The organism is Glycomyces sambucus, from assembly GCF_900102815.1.
GTDB classification, from domain to species: Bacteria; Actinomycetota; Actinomycetes; order Mycobacteriales; family Micromonosporaceae; genus Glycomyces; species Glycomyces sambucus.
The window spans coordinates 363,344-381,740 of record NZ_FNGF01000006.1; the positions used below are offsets into that span (position 1 = coordinate 363,344).

Genomic DNA, 18,397 nt, shown 5'->3' on the forward strand with positions numbered 1-18,397 from the left:
TTGTGAAGGCCCCCATGGAGTCCGTCGCCGATCTCGTCGCCGCCGAGGACGTGCTGCTGTTCGTCAACGCCGCCGTCGCCGCCACCGGGCAGGACGAGTTCCACACCGGGAGGGCGCGGCAGGAGTGGTCGGTGGACTTCCTCCACGAGTACATGCTGGTGAACTACCGCGACCTGTACGCGGCGGCGCTCGCGCTCGGGATCAACGACCGCAACAAGGCGCGGATCGTGCTGCGGCTGCTCCAGTCCGGGGCCGACGCGACCCCTGAGCAGCGACGGACCGAGGGGCGGCTGATCCGCCGCGTCCTGCGGGAGCTGCCGGTGAACCGCGTGTACCGGCTGTTCACGGCCCTGGCGAAGGCGAAGGTCAACAACCGGCGCACCCGCGCGGTCATGCGCGAATGGCTCACGGCCCGGCCCGATCTCGGCTTCGAGGCGGTGAAGTACCGCGGCGCGTTCAAGCGGGCGGCCCTCCACGCGCACCTCGACCTCGACGGGCTCCCCGGCGACGCGGGCGCCGAGCTCGCCTCGTTCCTGTTCGCGCCCATGGCGACCGGGCGGTACCGGGTGCCGCTGTTCGAGACCTGGCGGCGGGCCCACTTCGACCGGTCCGCGGTGTTCGAGCTGCCGTACACCGTGGCCGAGGGATTCTCCGCGGAGCGCGGCATCCCGCGGCAGGTGTTCCTGGAGCAGATCGCGCCGAACCTGACCCGGAACGAACGCCTGCGGCTCCAGCGCAGCGGCGGCACCGCGGTCGCACTGGACGCGGCCGCGCTCGGGCGGATGCCGCTGACCCGCCTCGCCGCGTACGTCCTCGCGATCCCCACTGAGGAACGCGAGGAGCGCCGCGAGGAGCTGACCGGCGCTTTGCGCGCCGCGGCGCTGCGTGCCGCCGGGGACCGGGCCCGGACCTGGGGGAAGGTCGCGGCGGTCCTCGACGACTCGTACTCCTCAAGCGGCTCGAACGAGAAGCGCCGCCGCCCGCTCGTCGTCGCCCTCGGAGCGCATTTCCTGCTCGACGCGCTCGCGGGCGAGTACCGGCCGCTGTGGCTGTCCGGTAACGAGGACGCGCTGCTCGCAGAGCCGCGCGGCGTCACGGCGCTCGGCGACCGGATCCTGGACGCCCTGGAGACCCGGCCCGACACGCTCGTGGTCGTCTCCGACGGCTGGGACAACGCGCCCACCGGCCTCGCCGCCGAGGTACTGCGCGTGTGGGCGACGCGGCTCGACCCCGAGCGGCGCACCGCGATCGTGCACCTGAACCCCGTGTTCGACGCCGACGGCATCGGCGTGCGCCGCCTCGCCCCGAGCGTCCCGACCGCTGGCGTCCGCGACGCCGAGGACCTGCCCGAACTCATGGCCTTCGCACGCTTCGACGACGGCCGCGCCGGCATCGAGGAACTGCGGGCGGCCGTCGACGCCCGCGTTGAGCGCTGGCTGGAGGAGGAACCATGGGCCGCTTGACGTTCGCGGGCCTGGAGACCCGCCCCGGACAGGTCTGGGGCGCGATCCGCCTCGTCCCGCTCGTGCGCGACGAGCCCATCGAAGGACTCCGCATGCACCCCGGCGCGCTCGACGAGCCGCGATACCCCGCCGACGACTGCTGGTACGTCCCGCACGGCCTCACCGCCGAGTGGACCGGTGACGGCGCGGGCGTGCCCGAGCTCGGGACCGCCCTGCGCATGCCCGCGTCCACAGTGCGCGGTTCCCGCCGCCCGAAGTCCAAGACCGGCCACCGCACCCGCGTGCGCTTCCTCCCCCGCCGCGGGGCACTGGAGACCTACCTCCCGCTCGCCTTCAAGGCCCCCGTCATCGCCTGGCCCGACTGGTCCCGCCGCGCGTTCACCCGCGGCCTGCTCCCCCAGCCCGACCGCACCTACTACGGGACCCTCCTCGACGGCCTCGCCGACGCGCTGCGCGTCTTCGAGATCCACCCCCGCCAGTGCGGCGTCCTCATCTACGTCGCCGACGCCCTCTCGGGCGCCCTGATCACCCCGCACCCCGACGACTACCGGGCGCTCCACCCGACCCTCATCGAGGACTCCTACAGCGAACTCATCTGGCGCTATGCGGTCCTCTACGACACGGCACCCGACTACGCGGTGAAGCTCGACACCAGCACCATCAGTTCCCTGTCGGACCTCCGCATCGAAGCCGCAGCCGCCCAGCGCACCTGGTCGACGTTCCACGACGACACCCTCGCGGGCGGCCTCCTCGATCCCGACTACGACTTCACCGACGTCTACAAGATGGCCGACTTCCGCCTCGTCCGATACCGCCCCGCCTTCAAGACCGGCACCGAGACCCACGTGGGCGAGGCGATCCTCGACCCGCAGGGCCGCCCGGCGTTCCTCCAGTCCTTCCGCCTCTCCGAGACCCAGGTCCGAAGAGGCCGCCTCCTCGAAGCCCTCGGCACCCACGACTGGCACCTCGCCGACACCGCCGAAGCCCTCCACCTCACCAAGCCGTCCCTGGTCGCCCTCCTCCACAACTCCGACCTCGACTGGATGCTCCGCCAAGACGTGGCCGACCACAATTTTCCACGATGACTAGAATTGCGCTCACAGCCGATAACTGAGCGGGATACTGATCGTAAAGCACTTCGAAAGCGCCTCCTCCGAGGAGATTGTCCAGACCCTCTTTTCCCGCACCGAATCGCGCTAGCCAATCCACCACCAAATAGAACGAGAAATCTTCATCAAGGCCCAAAAAATAGCGACCTTGGTCGAGTTCCCCGATCGGGATAATCTGCTTGTGGACTTGCATGCTCCACTCAAGAAAGCGCTCTTCTTCTCCGCGCGCCAAGCTCGGATCGAATTCGACTGTCGAGCGCCTGAACGCAATCCCCGGACCGCTCTGTTCAATCTCGATTTCCCCGAACTCGGCAATAAAACTTCGGAATGGATCATGAATCACAAACCCCGAATCTTCAAGCCAGTCAGTCCAGCATGTTATATCGATACTTCTTCCAGGAAACCATCCTCCCAAGCTGAGAATTTCTGAAGACTCATCACTCCATTTCGTCATTTTTTCCCCGTCAAGAAGCTTAGATCGAAGTGCTCTACCAACGCTTCGCAACTACCACAAGGCCCGATTCCGTGCCCATGTTTCGGATTGTCCGTGCTGCTACGAATCAGCACTGCTGCGGCACTGCCACCCACTGGACTTTCTCCATTGAACAATGCCTGCGAAAGACAGACTACAAGACCGCACTGGCCATGCCCGGCTCCGCGAGAACCAGGCGGGACCGTGTTAAGGACCGCCTGTACTGCGGGGTGCACTCGGACGAGCGATCCGCGGATGCTGGTGCTTGAATACACAGAGCCCCCCGGGACTTGAAGCCCTTCTGCAACTGCCGGTCGAGCACCCGAGGGCCTGATCGACGACGCCTCATTTGCTGCCTGCTGGGCTGCATCGAGTGCATCATCCCCGCAGTTGTGGGTGAGAAAGTCCGTGTCGGCGGCGGTGACCGAGAAGGTGTGGAGGTCGGCGACCGTGAGGTTGTAGACCGTGGTGAATTCGGTGCGGGTCTCAAGCGCCGTGACCTGGATCCAGGTTCCGGTGCTGGTTCGGAGGAGCTGGCCGATCTTGAGGTCGATGGCGTCGACCCATTGACCCGGAAGGGTGTCGGTGATGGCCGGCGGGCCTCCAGCTCCGGCGCCGGTCAGGCCGTCGGACTCGCTGGGATCGGTCGGCGTCGAGGCAGTGTCGTCGCCGTTGGAGTGCGCGAGGATCGCCTGCGTCGTCGTGGCCGGGTCTGCGACCCAGATCGGGTGGCCGTCGGTGGCCGTGATCGTGTCGTCGGTGACGGTGTCGCCATCGGTGTCGACGCTGATCGCGACCAGGTCGCGCTCGCCAGTGCCTTCGATGGTGGCGGCGACCTCGCGAGCCGAGGTCTCGCCGGTGATCTCATCGGTCGCGAGGACCTCGTCGCCGGCTTCGACGTCCGCGATGGCCTTGGCGGAGCCGTCCGCCATCACGACTTCTGTGTCGTCAGTGAAGGAGTTGCCGATCGGGCAGCTCGGTGCGTCGCTGCTGGTGAAGCCGAACTTCTTCTTGGCTCTGTCGATCGCCGCCTGCATCGCGTCGTCGTATCGCCGCAGCGTCGACATCGCGGCGTCCAGCTTTTCTTGGAAACTCGTCACCGCGTTGTAGATCTTCTTCGCGGCCTTGAAGAGCTTCCCGGCCATCTTGGCGGCCTTCGCCCACGGGATGAGGTCCATGAGCAGCGAAGCGCAGGCCCACATGTCCCCCGCTCCAACGCAGGACATGATGTCGTTGACGCCGATCAGATCGAGGAGGATCTCCGCGCCGACGTCGATGACGACGTCGACGATGGACGTGTTCATCACGTCTTGGGCGTCGTTGACCTCGTCCTCACTCGGGGCGTCGTCGCCGACCTCCGCGTCGCACTGACCGGCATAGCAGCCGCCGGTCGCCTGCCCGGGAGTCCCACCGTAGCCCTTGCCGTAACCGGGCGAACCGTAATGCTCGCCGGCGCACGGGTCGTAGTTGTAGTTCCAGCCCTCGTAGCAGGCGCCCGTCGGATCGGAGAACGTGACCGGCGAATGGTTCGCGTACGCGTAGCCCCCCATCTGCTGGGAATCGCTGGCCACCAGTACGGGGTCCGCGGATATGAACCGCCCCAGATGCGAGTCGTACGATCTGGCTCCCAGCTGCACCAGGCCGGACGGGTCCTCTGTGGCCCCGAGGAATGTGTGCTCGTCGACCCAGGTCGCCACCGGGCTGCCGCGCTCGTTGCCGTACGGGTCGAAGTACCGGACCTGTACCGCGTGAGTGTCGGCGTCGACCATGGCGGTCGAGGTCCCCTGGTGGTCCGCGCCCACCCAGGTGAGGTTGTCGTCGTTGGTGCGGACGGCCACCTGCTGGGCGCCGTGCGCGTAGTAGCGCGAGGCGCTGAGCGAGCCGTCCGGGGCCTTGACCACTTCCATGCCCGGCAGGAAGACAGTCATGGTCCCGTCCGGATCGGTCCGGGAAATGCGTGAGCCATCCGCGGTGTAGTCGTAGTCAGTGACGTCACCGGTGGTCTCAGTGGACTCCAGTTTCCCGTCGACCGACCAGGTCAGCGACTGGAGGGTGCCGTTCGCATCGGGGCGCGAAACGGTGTTCCCGGTCCCGTCGTAGGCGTACGACAGGGTTTTGACCCCGGTGTCGTCGGTGATGGTCGACGAGGTGAGCGTGTGCGGCTGCGCAAGATCGTAGGTGTAGTCGATCGTCTCACCGGCGAGGTGGTCGACCTGGGTGTCGCGGTTGCCGTCCTCGTCGAACGTCCACGACTGCCAGTACGGGGCGGCGCCGCCCACGGCGTCGGTGTCGGTCGGTTCGGATTCGCATGCTGCGGGCGCCGACCCGGTCCAAGCGTCGGTGATCCGCTTCAGGTAGTCGTAGGCGAAGCACTGGGTGTCGGCACCGAGATCGGACTGGTTGTCGACCGAGGTGACCATGCCGCCGTCGGTGTAGCCGTACGACAGGTCGCTGATCAGGTGGTCAGGTCCGGTCGAGATCTCGAAGGACGAGCCGGAGACCCGGCGGGTGCCGTCCTCATACGTGTAAGCCTGCCAGGCGACCGGAGCGTCGGCCACGTTCGGGCCGTCGGGGTCCATGGTCAGCTGGGCGATCTCGGCGAACTTGGTGTACGTCGAGTCGGAGACGTACCACTGCCGCGGCGAGTAGGTCGTCTGAGGCAGGCCGAGGTCGGAGTAGGTGGTGACGACCTCTTCGGCGGCGAGCCCGCCGGCCGACGGGTAGGTCACCTGGGCTACAGAGCCGTCCCGGTTGTAGGTGTACCGGAAGTCGAAGGAGCGGTCGAGGCCGCCGAAGTCGCCGTCGAGCGTGTAGCGGATGCCGACCGGCCGGCTCGCGTCGTCGTAACCGAGCACGCGGGTCTTGTAGAGATTGCCGTCCTCGTCCCAGGACGAGGTCGTGGCGGGGAGCCCGTCTCCGAAGAGGTCGTATTCGTACGCCTCGAGGAGATCGCCGTAGAAGTCGTCCCGCATGACGTATATGACACGGCCGAGTTCGTCGTACTCGTACCAGATGCTCTCGTCGCGCTCGTCGGTCGTGGACTCGACCAGGCCGTTGTCGAAGTACGTGGTCTCGGTACGGCCGGTGTCGGGGTCGTTCATCGCGGTCTGGCGGCCGAGGAGGTCGTACTCGTACGTCCACTCGCTGCCGCCGGGGTCGGTCATCGACACAAGGCGGTCGGCGTGGTCGTACTCGTAGAAGATCGAGTCGTGAGCGCCCGCAGGGTCCGTGGTATCGAGGTTGCGGACTTCGACGATGTTGCCCGCAGCGTCGGTGATCGAAGTCGCCGCTCGACCGTCGGCGTCGATCGCAGTGACCGCTTCGCCGTCGTAGACCTTGGTCGTGCGGTACTGCTCGATGCCGTGCGAGGAGAAGACCTCCGCAGTCACGCGTCCGGCCGAGTCGTACTCGTAGACGGTCATTCCGGGAATGTCGTTGTCCGACGCCTCGAACTGGTCGGTCGAGGGCGGGTCCTCGTTGTAGTAGGCGCTGTACTGCTTGTGGACGAGACCGCGCGTGTCGTAGACGGTGTCGGACAGGATGCGCCCGCCGTCAGGGGCCGGGATCTGTGTCTGCCGCGAGCGCATCAGCCCGTCGAACAGCTCGATCGTGGTGGTGTAGGTGTTGTTGGCGTTGATACCGCGCGTGATCGTGGCACTGGCCTCGTCATCGGAGATGAGGTACTCGAACTCCGCGGCCGGATCGTAGTCGTCGGCCCGGGTTCGATCGGGAGTCCAGCCGGCGACGATGCGACCGAGGGCGTCGTACTCCATCTCGGTCATGTTGTCGTTCGCGTCGAACGACTGGAGGACGTCGCCGCGCAGCGGGTCGAGGATCTGCCTGCTGGTGTGGTCCAGCGCGTTGGTGGTCAGGATCTCGGTGACCGGCCCGCCGGTGGCCGGGGTGTAGGCGGTGGTGGTGACGTTGCCGTCGACGTCGGTCGAGGTCACGCCCCGGCCGTAGCCGTCGACGGTGATCGATCCGGTGGTCAGGTACTGCGGCGCGCCGCCGACGTACGAATCGGCGGTCTCGGTCTTCGTGATGTCGCCCTTGGTGGGGGCGGTCGTGTGAGCCGTGGCGTAGTCGTAGTAGACACGCTCGTCAGAGATGAGGTCATCGGGGTACGACGGGTCGGTGTCGCAGTCGACCGACACCGTCTCGGTGCGCACCGGGAACCTGACGAGCCAGGCTGTCTGGTTGCGCGCGTACGTCACCGTGGTGCACTTCTCGTCCCCTTCGACCGCCACATCGCCGAGTGAGTCAGTGGACTTCACCATGCCCCAGGCGTCGTAGTGGGTCTCCGTGGCCACAGTTCGCGACGAGCCGTCGGAGAGCAGTGCCGTCTCCTCCACGCGGCTGGTGCCGGTGTGCCGCGCGTACACGGTCCCCCAGTCCCGGACTCGTGTCGCGGTCGGCGAGGACCGCCAAGGCGTATGGGTCCGCTCCGACAGGACTTCGCCGTCGAGCAGCGTGGTCTCGGTACGAGGACGCCCTGCGAACTCGTCGTGGTCGGTAACGCCGTCGACCGTCACAGAGGTCGTGGTGCCGTCGGGGAGTTTCTGCCCGTCCAGGCCGCGGAAGTAGCTGGTCTCGGTGACGAGCTTCTCGTCCGAGCCGTCGCCGGTGATCGTCCGGACCTTCGAATAACCCCGGTACATCGACCAGGTCTTGTAATCGGGGTCGGTCAAGCCGTCGTCGTCGGTGAAGCGCCAAGCGGGTGTGCCCACGTACTCGTAGGCGGTAGTGACCGGCGGGGATCCGCCGGTGGTGTCGATCTCGGCCACTTCAGTGACCAGGTACTTGTGGTACCAGTCGTACTCGGTGACACCGTCGTTGTCCTCGGCGAGGGTGGTGACGACCGGCATGCACAGCCGGTCGTTGTCCTCCGGGCTGGAGGGCATGTCGCCGGTCTTGGCGTCGCAGTCGGTGTCGGTGTAGTTGACCGTGGTGACGCCGCCGGTGCCGTTGCGGATCGCGGAGATCCGGAACCAGTTCATGGGCGCCTTGGTGTCCAGAGTCTTCTGGACGCGGTTGTAGAGCTGGACGCCGTCGAACGTGATCTCCGGCAGCGCGATCGGCTCGGCGCCGGCGAGGCCGGTGCGGGTGATGCCGTCGAGCCACAGGCCGGCGCGGGTCGAGTCGCCCGGGTCGGGCCAGGACTGGGCCAGCGACCACTGGTCGACGCCCTTCCAGGTCCCTCCGGTGTAGACCTGCGTGGTCACCGAGGACAGGCGCTGGTCGGTGAAGAACGTCGGCGAGTAGATGCCCTCGCAGTCGCCGGCGGTGCCGTCGCAGTACTGGTCGAGGGGGACGTCGGGCCAGTTCTCGGGGTGGTCGTAGTCGCAGGCCGCATCCGCGAGGCAGCGGTCGGCGAAGTCGAAGACGACGCGGTTGGTCGCCTGGGCGTAGGCGTCGGCGCTGCGCAGGCCGTAGTGGACGCGGCTCAGGTTGGCGCCGCGGTCGTACTCGACCGGGTCGTCCTCGTCGAGGTTGCGCAGGTAGTGGTTGGTCTCGCCGTCGTAGAAGTACGCCATGGCGTTGCCGTGGGTGTCCACGACCCAGTCGAGGCGCCAGCGCCACGCCTGCTGGCACGAGGAGTCCTCGAAGGCGGTGGCGTTGCAGGGCTCGTCGTCGTGGTTGCCGAAGACGGGGACGGTGGAGGTCGACTCGGTCTCGGCGTCGCCGGTCCCGAAGCCGGGCAGGCGGTTGAGGCCGAAGAAGTACTGGATGCCCGCGCCGGTGGTGACCTTCCAGTACTCACCGTTGTCGTCGCCGTTGTTCGCGCCGGAGAGCTTCTCGACCTTCGAGGCGTCGTCGTTCTTGATCTTCCAGGTGCCGGTGTCGTCGTCGCGGACGAGTTCGCCGCCGGAGCCGTTGAGGGAGAGCACGGCGTTGTCGGTGCGCCAGCACTGGTCGCCGCCGGTCTCGGCTTCGGGCGGGTTGTTGGCGCCGTCCTCGTCGTCCATCTGGCAGGCGGTGTAGTTCCGCTCGATGTAGCCGGGGTCGAAGGAGAACCCTTCACCGATGGTGGACGGCTGGTTGTTGGTGGACTCGTTGCGGCCGTCGACGGCGGAGGACGAGTACGCGAAGGCGATCGAGGGGTCGAGTCCGCCTGCGGACGAGGGGGTGTCGATCGGGTAGGACCAAGCGAAGTCGCCGGTCGGGTTGCCTGCCGACCAGGTCGAGGACGGGGCGAGGCTGGTGGCGGCGAACGTGCCGTTGTCGCCTGAGGCGGAGGCGGCCATGGTGACCGAGGCCGACGCGGTGCCGGTCTGGGCGTGGCCGGCGTCGTCCGCGGTCGTGGCGAGGGGGGCGTAGCCGCCGCCGGAGCGGCCAGGGGCCAGGGGGATCTGGGCGGTGAGGGTGCCGTCGACCGCGTTGTGGGTCGCGGGGATCTCGGTGCCGTCGGCGCCGTAGAGCTTGAGGCGGTCGTCCCAGTCGGCGCCGCCGGCGTTGCGGTAGCCGGAGTAGTCGAAGGTGACGGCGACGGCCCCGGCTTCGCCGGAACCGTCGGTCCGCTCGATGTCCCAATGGAGGCCGTCGGTCGCCGACGCGTCGCGGAGTGCGATCGCAACGCTGGCGGGCGGGTGCTCGCCGGCGGGAGCGAGGGCGACGCCCAATGACTCGATTTCAACCGTTTCGCCGGATTGAAGCTCTACTTCGGCCGATGAGAGATCGGGGAACGCGACGCTTTGATCGCCTTCGAGTGCGAGGCCCTGAGTGTCGTCTTCGGGCAGTTCGACATCGTCGGGCTCGAAGTCGGAACCGGGGACCGACGACTCCTGGTCGATCGCCTCTGGACGGTAGTCCGGTTCCCAGATGCCCACCCACATGAGGAACCCGGTGACGAGCGCCGCGATCGCACCGAAGACGATACCGCGTTTGACCAGCGTCTTCGTGGAAGGCCGCCACGGCATCTCCAGCGCAGGCGCTGCCGTGGACCGCGGTCGGACGTGCCTGTCGAGGGGCTTCGAGGGGGAGGGCGTGCGCGGGGCGTCGTCCACAGGGGGTCTCCAAGGGGGTACATGAAGTTGTTTCGGGCGAGACTGTATCAGAACGACTACAGAACATCAACGACTCTTCGGGCGCATCCCCGGATCTACCCATATGCCGGGACATCGTCTGTCCTTCGGCAACAGTCCTCTGGCATACTCTCGGCTGTCGCGTAGTGATCACCTCGCTGCGCGCGACCCCGCATCAATCGAATAGGGAGCACCCTTGGGACCCAAACCCCCCAGGCCGAGGGCGATACGCATGACGGCGCTGGCCGTCGGCGCCGTCGCACTCTCCGCCTTCCTCACCCCGCCCCCCGTGTTCGCGCAGGAGACCGACCCTTCGGGCGAGGGCGTTCCCGCCGGCGAGGACTCCTCCCCCACCGAGGTCGACACCGAGATCGAAGAGGCCGTCGAAGAGGCCGCGGAGACCGGTGAGAACGTCGAGATCCAATCGCTTGCCACGGCCGAGTCCGAGGTCTTCGCGGCTCCCGACGGCACTTTCGTCGAGGAGATCGCCCTCGAGTCGTACCAGGCGCAGACCGACGACGGCCTCTGGGCGCCGATCGACAACACCCTGGTCGCCGGGGACGGCGGCCGTCTCGAACCGCTCAACTCCGACCTCGGCCTGGACCTGTCGGGCGGCGGCGACACCGAGCTGATCACCATCACGGACGTCCACGGCCGCACCGTGTCCTACACGTGGGGTTCCGATCTGCCCACCCCGTCGGTGGACGGCGACACCGCCACGTACGCCGAGATCCTCCCCGGCGTCGACCTGCGGATCCGGGCGACCAACACGGGCTTCGCGAAGGTCTTCGAGGTGAAGACCGCGACCGCCGCGGCCTCCGCGGAGGTGGCGAGCATCGAGCTGGGCCTGGCCCTCGACGGCTTCACCGCCGCGATCGGCACAACTGGAGCGCTCGAGGTCAGCGACTACGAGGGGAACGTGATCTACGGCGGCCCCACGCCGACCATGTGGGACTCGGCCGCTCCCGACGAGGAGGCGGGCGACGCGCCCTCGACCGACTGGTCGCCGTCGACGTACTCGATGTCGGCCGCGGTCGGCGCCGCGTACAGCGGCGGTGAGCTCACGCTGACGCCGGACGCCGCGATGCTGGCGGACCCGAACGCGGTCTATCCGATCAGGATCGACCCCGAGGTCGTCAAGATCGACTCCAGCGCATGGGCGATGGTCTCGAACTACTCGAGCTACCGGGACCGCAGCTACTACAACGGCGGCTCGTTCGAGAAGGACCCGAACGGCACCGCGCGGCTCGGCCGCGCCCACCGCGCCGACGGCTCCATGGAGCAGACCTGGCGCCTGGCCTTCGAGTTCAGCACCGCGAAGTTCCGCGGCAAGGACATCATCGACGCGAACCTGCGCATGACGATGACGTACTCGTGGGTGCGCTCCTGCGACGACCTCGGCGTCACCGCCGACCTGCACGAGCTGGACGCGGGGAACCTGAAGAACTGGACCTGGAACGACCAGGGCGACTGGGGCGCGAAGATCGCCTCCCGCGACGAAGGAGTCGCGTCCGGCTGCGGCGCACCGCGGCAGCTGTGGACCGACGTCACCGACTACGTCCAGGACGTCGCCGACACGAGCGACCGGAAGATCCAGTTCGGACTCCAGGCGTCGTCCGAGTCCTGCCCCGCGTTCAACAACTGCCCCGGCTTCCGGCGCTTCGGACCGGAGAAGGTCGGGGACGGCAACACCGGGTTCTATCTGAGTGTGAAATACAACACGCCTCCGAACAAGCCGGGCTCGTTCACGATCGACGGGCAGTCCTGCACCTCCGGCAAGACCGTGAAGCTCGGCGCGGGCACCTCGTGGACCGTGACCGCCAAGCTCACGGACGACGACGGCGACAACATGGACGGCGTCCTGAGCTGGAAGAACCTGGACACCAACGCGGTGAAGACGCAGGAGTCCTCCGGCGCCGACAACGCGCGTGCGACCTGGACGCTGAAGGCGGCGGACGTACCCGGCCAGCGGTACTCGTTCTCCGTGGCCGCCGCGGACAGCCGCGCCACCGGCGCCAGTGCCGGGGGCTGCACGGTCCTCATCGACACGATCCCGCCCGCGGCCCCATCGGTGGTCTCGACCGACTACCCGTCGGACGGGAACATACACGGCGCCGTGGGCATGACGGGCCGGTTCACCATCGACTCCACCTCGACCGACACCGCCGGGTACTCGTGGAGCCTCCAGGACGCGTACGGCGACAACACGGCACCGGTCTCGACTCCGGGGGCGGCGGCGACCGTCGCACTGGACCCGACGTCGAGCGGCCCGCAGACCCTGAGCGTGTGGGCCTATGACGGGCACGGCAACGTCTCGTCCAAGACCACGTACGCCTTCAGCGTCAACCCGAACGGCTCGCCCGTCGGACACTGGAAGCTCGACGAGACCAGCGGCACCACGGCGGCGGACACGAACTACCCCACGTTCCCGTCGGACGTGTCCCGCCCGCTCACCGTCACCGGCGGCGAGTGGACCGGCGGAACGGCGGCCGACGCCGCCGACGACCACCTGCGGTACCTGACGTTCGACGGCGACGACCAGGCGGTCAGCTCCGCCCCGGTGGTCGCGACGAACTCCTCGTACACGGTCTCGGCGTGGGTCCGGATCCACCAGACCGACGTCGACTACACGATCGCGTCCCAGGACGGGCTCGTGAACTCCGCGTTCATGCTCAAATACGACGGCGAGAGCCACACGTTCCTCATCGTGGCGTCCAACCAGGACTCGAACTCCAGCGGTCTGCTCGCCGTCTCGGCGGGCTCGAACATCACCGCCGAGGCCGGCGTCTGGTACCACGTCACGGGCGTGTTCTCCTACGGCAGCCAGCAGCTCCAGCTCTACGTGGACGGGCAGCTCCAGAACACCGCGCCGTTCTCGGACGAGTGGAACGCGACCGGGGCGTTCGCCGTCGGCCGCGACCTGTGGCAGGGCAGGCGGGCGACGTACTACGCGGGCGACGTCGACGACGTGAAGGTCTGGAACCGCGCCGTGCCGGCCGGTGAGATCCAGCGCCTCGGCCAGCACGCCGAGGGCATCTGGGACTTCGAGACCGTCGACACCGCCATCATCCCCGACCTCTCGGGCGCGAGCAATGACCTCGCGGCGCAGGGTGCGGTCGAGCTGGTGGAGGGCTTCGAGGGCATGGGCCTGGGGCTCAACGGCGTCGACGCCACCGCGGTCACGAACTCGGCCGTCCTCGACACCTCGCAGGACTTCACCATCGGAGCCTGGGTCCGCCTCGACCGAGACGGCGGCACCGTCAACTTGATCAGCCAGGACGGCGTGAACACGGGCGCGTTCTACCTCGGCCATGTGAGCACCGGCAAGTGGGCGTTCCGCGCCCTCAGCGCCGATGCGCTGACCGGGGGCGTCTGGAAGGAGCTCTACGCCGACACACCAGTCCAGATCGGACAGTGGACCCACCTCGCGGTCACGTACGAGGCGTCCACCGGCACCGCCAGCCTCTACGTGAACGGCGAACCCGATTCCAGCGCCACGGGCTTCGCGCTGTGGGACTCCGAGGGTCCGCTCCGGGTCGGCTCGGTCCTGCACCGCGGCAACGTCGCCGACCGCTGGCCCGGGGCGATCGACAACGTCAACGTCAACTCCGGCGTGTTCGACGACCAGCAGATCAAGGCCCTCGCCGACGGCACCGTCCGCGAGGTCCACAGCCAACTGGTGACCGGCGACTTCAACGGCGACACGTTCGACGACGCGCTCGTCGTGGTCGAGGCGCCGGACGACGAGGGAGGCGTGTACTCGCAGATCTACCTGATGCGCAATGACGGCACCGGGGACCTCATCCGGTCCGAGGAGCCGGTGTTCGAGTCCGACTCGCTCAACCTGGACGAGGAGCTGCCGTGGCGGGCGAGCGACGCCGTCTGGCGCGCCGGCGACGTCACGGGCGACGGCCGCGACGACCTCGTGGTCGCCGTCCCCAGCGACGACCACTTCGAGGTCTGGGCCATGCCCGCGTGCGGCAAACGCGACCGCACGTGCATCAAGAGCGGCGCACCGTTCGTGTACGACGTCGAGAAGCTCGAACTGCCGGCGGCGGACTGGAGGCTCGCGGACACGCAGATCCAACTCGAGGACCTGTCGGGCGACCAGGCCGACGACCTCGTGCTCCTGCGCGGTGACGGCAACTTCGCCTACTCGATCTGGCAGGCGAAGTTCGACCTCGGCGAGCAGGCGTTCGACACGCCGACCCTGGAGGGCTCGGGCACGAGCAACTCCCGTCTGGTCGAACTCGCCGTCGGCGACTTCGACAACGACTGGTGGGGCGACGTGGCGGAGATCCGCACCGGCGCCGACGGCAGCGCCGACGTGTACGTCAGGTACGGCTCGGCGACAGGGCTCGGCACCGCCGAGTACAAGCTGGACACGCCGAACAACTGGGACACCGAGCGCGACCGCCTGACCGTCGCGGACGTCAACGGCGACGGCCGCGAGGACCTGCTGGCGACCTACCGGTTCAACAACCGCGTCCGCGTCAACGTGTCCCTGTCCCTCGGGACGCAACGGGGCTTCGGCGCCGTCGCGGCATGGGAGTACTCCGACCGCTGCACCGGCTGCGCCACCGACCTGACCCCGTGGGCGCTCACGGACGTCGCCGGCGGCGACCTCGACGGCGACGGCAGGGAGGACCTGATGACGCTCCGCGGCGGCACCGACGGCGACCTCGGTGCACTGTGGACGCGATACTCGTCGGGCACCGGGCTCTATGCGGCCGAACCCACCTGGGCCGACGCGGACACCTGCTTCGGTGTCAAGGACGACGTCAACGGCGACGGGTACGCCGACGGGGTCATGCCCTACTCGTCGTACGACGCCGAGGGCCTGACCGACTCCGGCGGGTTCTGGTTCTTCGACGGCGCCACCGGCGCGGCGAGCATCGTCACCGAGGAGTCGCACGGCGACGTTGGCGACTCGGAGGCGGGCGACCAGTTCGGCCGCTCGGTGTCGATGTACGACGCCGACGGCGACGGGTGCTCGGAGATCGTGGCCGGCGTGCCCGGTGAGAACAGTTCGACCGGCTCGGTGATCGTGCTGCCCGGCAGTCCGGGCGGCATCGACGACGAGGCCGCGCACTGGTTCAGCCAGGCGTCGCCCGGCGTCCCGGGCGCGCCCGAGGCGGGCGACCGCTTCGGGTTCTCGGTGTCGGCCGACAACCGCCACGACGGCACACCCGTCCTGGTGGTGAGCATGCCCGGGGAGGACGTGCAGACCGACAGCACCGGCGCGTTCCGCGACGGCGACACGGAGATCCCCGAAGTGGTCGACGCCGGAGCCCTGGTCTACTTCCAGGGCGACTCGAACGCCTGGGTCGACGGGAACACCTACGGGAGCACCACCGCGGTCGAGGCCGGGGACAACTTCGGGTACGCGGTCTCCACGACTTCGTCGAGGTTCGTGGTGGGCTCGCCCTTCGAGGACGGATCCGGAACGCTCACCGACGCCGGGGGCATCTCGGTGTTCACCCACGAGCGGTCGCCGGAGGGCTGGCCGAGACTGATCGGCTGGTTCGACCAGTCGAACCCGGCGTTCGGCGCCAACGCCGCGGAGGCCGGCGACAGGACGGGCTTCTCCGTCTCCGCCGTCGACTACTGGCCGGCCACGCTCGGCGTCGAGGCCGTCAGGACCGCGATCGCGGTCAGCAGCCCGGGTGAGGACGTCACCGGCGGCGCCGCCGACGCGGGGATCGTCAACCTGATGTACTTCGGCACGGAGAACACGGGCACCTACATGCTCGCGTACCTCCAGGGCGGCGCCCTCGGCGATGCCGCCGAGACGAGCGACCTCCTCGGCAACTCGGTCAGGCTGTACAACCTCGACCAGTCCGCGGAGGCGACGAACTCGACGCTGAAGCTGGCGATCACCTCGATCAACGAGGACCGCTCCTCGCAAGGGGACCAGGGGATCGTCCACGTCACCGGTGCGGCGTTCCCCGCCGCCGACATCGACACGATGATCACCGACCCGACGCCCTCGGTCAGCGGGATGTTCGGCGCGGCCCTGGGCGGCAGTACGAGCGCGATCTACATCTCGTCGGCCGGTGCGACACCGCTGAGCTGCCTGGCGTGGACCGCCATTCCGAGCGGTACGCAGCAGACCGTCGTGGCGACGGCCGTGTAACCGATCAGAGAGGACGGCGGGGCCGCCGGACGCATTGCGTCCGGCGGCCCCGCCGTCTCCATCGCCCTGCCGGTCAGCGGGTGACGTAGTCCTGGAGGCGCTCGATGAGGTCGTCGTTGTCGAGGTCGGCGGCGGGGCGCCATTCGGCGGCGTGGACTTCTTCGGCGCGGGGGCGGAGGTCGCCGCGGACGCAGCGGAAGAGGTAGCGGACATCGTAGTGGTCGTGCGCCGCTTCGCCTTTACGAGGGTTGGCGGGGATCGGGTGGACGTCAATGTGGATCGGGGCGCGGTCGAGGAGTTCGAGGCCGATCGGGTCGAGGCCGGCCTCCTCGACGGCCTCGCGGAGGGCGGCGGCCGGGAGGGAGTCGTCGCCGGGTTCGAGGTGGCCGCCGGGCTGGAACCAGCGGTCGAGGGCCCGGTGGTGGACGAGGAGGACCGCGCCGGACTCGTCGAGGACGATCGCCGAGGCCGTCACGTGGCCGGGCAGGGTCGCGCGGTCGAAGCCGGCCGCGGAGTCGAGGTCGAGGAGCGGCTGGATCTCGGCGGCGGACGCGGGCCAGCGGTCGAGATAGGCGGTGAGCTGATCGCGCAGGTGGGCGATGGTGATGGGCACCAGCACATTCTGCCAGCGCGTGCCAAGGGTGGGGCGTACCCCCGGTCCAGGAGGGAACTCAGCATGATTCCGCGCGAGGGGTCGCGCTGCCTACGTTGAGGGGACTGGAAATCCCCCACGAAAGGCAAGTGAGATGGCATCCCTCAAGACCGTCCTCAGTACGGCGGCGGCCGGGCTCCTGACCGTCGCCGCGCTCGCACTGGCGCCGCCCGCGCCGGCCGCGGCGCAGGAGACCGGGCTCGTCGAGACGGAGGTGACGTTCAGCAACGGCGACCGCGAGATCGGTGCGACGGTGATCGCTCCCGAAGGCGCCCAGGGGCTTCCGGGCGTCGTCCTCGTCCACGGCGCAGGTCCGGGCCCCGACCGGGACCGGTACCGCGCGAACGCGGAGGCGTTCGCCGAGGCCGGCATGGTCGCGATGATCTACGACAAGCGCGGCGGCGCCGAGGGCTACTCGCAGTTCGCGGCGTCGATCGAGGACCTGGCCGACGACGCGAACGCGGCCGTCGAGGCCCTGCGCGCCATGCCCGAGGCGGACCCGGGCCTGGTGGGCCTGCACGGCCACAGCGAGGGCGCGTGGACGGTGATCGAGGCGGCGGCGCGCTCCGATGCGGCGGCGTTCGTCATCACCTCCGGCGGCAGCGCCATCACCCCCGAGGACACGCAGTCGTGGATGAACCGCAGCGAACTCATCCGCCAAGGGGTGAGCGAGCACCTGGCGGAGCCCTTGGGCGAGCGCTTGATCGCGGCGGTCGTGGACGGCGGCATGTACCGGCTCGCCGGGTACGACCCGCTCCCGGCACTGACCGGGCTCGACCGGCCGTTCCTCGGGGTCTTCGCCGAGTTCGACCTGAACACGCCCCCGGGCCGCACGATGACCCTGTACCGGGACGCGCTCGAAGCGGGCGGCAACACGAACTACGCGCTGCGGCTGATCCCGGGTGTGGACCACCGGATGGTGCCCACGGTCGACGGCACGAAGGGCGAGGACTACGACCGCGACGAGATCGACCAGGCGTACGTCGACACGGTCGCCGCGTGGGTCGGCGGCCTGGCTGCGGGCGAGTCCGCGGTCGTGGTCGATGCGATCCCGGAGGAGTCGGTCGCGTCGGACCCGGTGGCGTCGCCGCCGTGGTTCGGCACGGGCGCGGCGATGTTCGGCGCGCTGGCCCTGTTCGCGGTGCTGTTCCTCGCGTACCCGGTGTCGGCCTCGGTCGCGCGGCTGGCGAAGCGCGGCCCGCTGGCGGCGACGTGGGCCTCGCGGACGGTTGCGGTGATCGGGCTGCTGCTGCCGGTCCTGGCCTCGGGGTACGCGGGCTGGATTCTCATGTCGGGCGGGCAGATGCTCCTCGGCCCGGTGGTGCTGGGCCGGCCGCTGGTGTGGCTGGTGCTCCAGGCCGCGGCGGCGGTGCTGGTCCTCGCGGCCCTCGCGCTCGCGTTCCAGTTGCGGCGGCCGATGGGCGGCGGCTCGCGGCTGCGGTTCGCGGCGCTGCTCACCGGGGTCGCGGTCATGATCCCGTGGGGTCTGTACTGGGGTCTCGCGGCGTAGAGGCGGGAGGGAGCGCCCGGCGGCCGTGCCGCC

7 protein-coding genes are annotated in these 18,397 nt (G+C 68.9%); 4 read left to right on the forward strand and 3 right to left on the reverse strand.

Annotated elements, in window-relative coordinates:
- Positions 1-14: 14 nt before the first annotated feature.
- Both BLS99_RS19535 and BLS99_RS19540 read left to right on the forward strand, forming a co-directional pair.
- The gene (locus BLS99_RS19535) at positions 15-1,463 is read left to right on the forward strand and encodes a hypothetical protein (RefSeq protein ID WP_091053382.1); all 1,449 of its coding nucleotides are present in this window, start codon (positions 15-17) and stop codon (positions 1,461-1,463) included.
- The gene (locus BLS99_RS19540; RefSeq protein ID WP_091053383.1) at positions 1,451-2,548 is read left to right on the forward strand and encodes an ARPP-2 domain-containing protein; all 1,098 of its coding nucleotides are present in this window, start codon (positions 1,451-1,453) and stop codon (positions 2,546-2,548) included. Before BLS99_RS19535 ends, BLS99_RS19540 begins: the two co-directional genes overlap by 13 nt.
- On the opposite strand, the gene BLS99_RS27805 is transcribed toward BLS99_RS19540, so the two are convergent.
- Together BLS99_RS27805 and BLS99_RS19550 are read right to left on the reverse strand one after the other, a co-directional pair.
- Entirely contained in the window at positions 2,457-3,026 is a 570-nt protein-coding gene (locus BLS99_RS27805) for an SUKH-3 domain-containing protein (RefSeq protein ID WP_091053384.1), read from the reverse strand. The genes BLS99_RS19540 and BLS99_RS27805 overlap by 92 nt on opposite strands.
- Positions 3,023-10,048, reverse strand: a complete 7,026-nt coding sequence (locus BLS99_RS19550) for an RHS repeat-associated core domain-containing protein (RefSeq protein ID WP_143034876.1) — start codon at positions 10,046-10,048, stop codon at positions 3,023-3,025. Before BLS99_RS19550 ends, BLS99_RS27805 begins: the two co-directional genes overlap by 4 nt.
- 250 nt (positions 10,049-10,298) lie before the next feature.
- Between BLS99_RS19550 and BLS99_RS19555 the strand changes: the two genes are divergently transcribed.
- Positions 10,299-16,202 carry a LamG-like jellyroll fold domain-containing protein gene (locus tag BLS99_RS19555; RefSeq protein ID WP_091053386.1) on the forward strand — a complete coding sequence of 1,968 codons (5,904 nt, stop codon included), beginning with the start codon at positions 10,299-10,301 and terminating at the stop codon, positions 16,200-16,202.
- Between the two features lie 73 nt (positions 16,203-16,275).
- On the opposite strand, the gene BLS99_RS19560 is transcribed toward BLS99_RS19555, so the two are convergent.
- The gene (locus tag BLS99_RS19560; RefSeq protein WP_218126728.1) at positions 16,276-16,815 is read right to left on the reverse strand and encodes an NUDIX hydrolase; all 540 of its coding nucleotides are present in this window, start codon (positions 16,813-16,815) and stop codon (positions 16,276-16,278) included.
- A 133-nt stretch (positions 16,816-16,948) separates the two neighbouring features.
- On the opposite strand from BLS99_RS19560, the gene BLS99_RS19565 reads away from it, so the two are divergent.
- Complete coding sequence (locus BLS99_RS19565) at positions 16,949-18,364, forward strand: alpha/beta hydrolase family protein (RefSeq protein WP_091053388.1); 1,416 nt, start codon at positions 16,949-16,951, stop codon at positions 18,362-18,364.
- The last annotated feature ends 33 nt before the right edge of the window (positions 18,365-18,397 follow it).

What these genes read in the sequence shown, in the direction of transcription:
- BLS99_RS19555 (WP_091053386.1), top strand. Translation starts at nt 10,299, where the DNA reads ATGACGGCGCTGGCCGTCGGCGCCGTCGCACTCTCCGCCTTCCTCACC.
- BLS99_RS19535 (WP_091053382.1), top strand. Translation starts at nt 15, where the DNA reads ATGGAGTCCGTCGCCGATCTCGTCGCCGCCGAGGACGTGCTGCTGTTC.
- BLS99_RS19565 (WP_091053388.1), top strand. Translation starts at nt 16,949, where the DNA reads ATGGCATCCCTCAAGACCGTCCTCAGTACGGCGGCGGCCGGGCTCCTG.
- BLS99_RS27805 (WP_091053384.1), bottom strand. Translation starts at nt 3,026, where the DNA reads ATGACGAAATGGAGTGATGAGTCTTCAGAAATTCTCAGCTTGGGAGGA.
- BLS99_RS19540 (WP_091053383.1), top strand. Translation starts at nt 1,451, where the DNA reads ATGGGCCGCTTGACGTTCGCGGGCCTGGAGACCCGCCCCGGACAGGTC.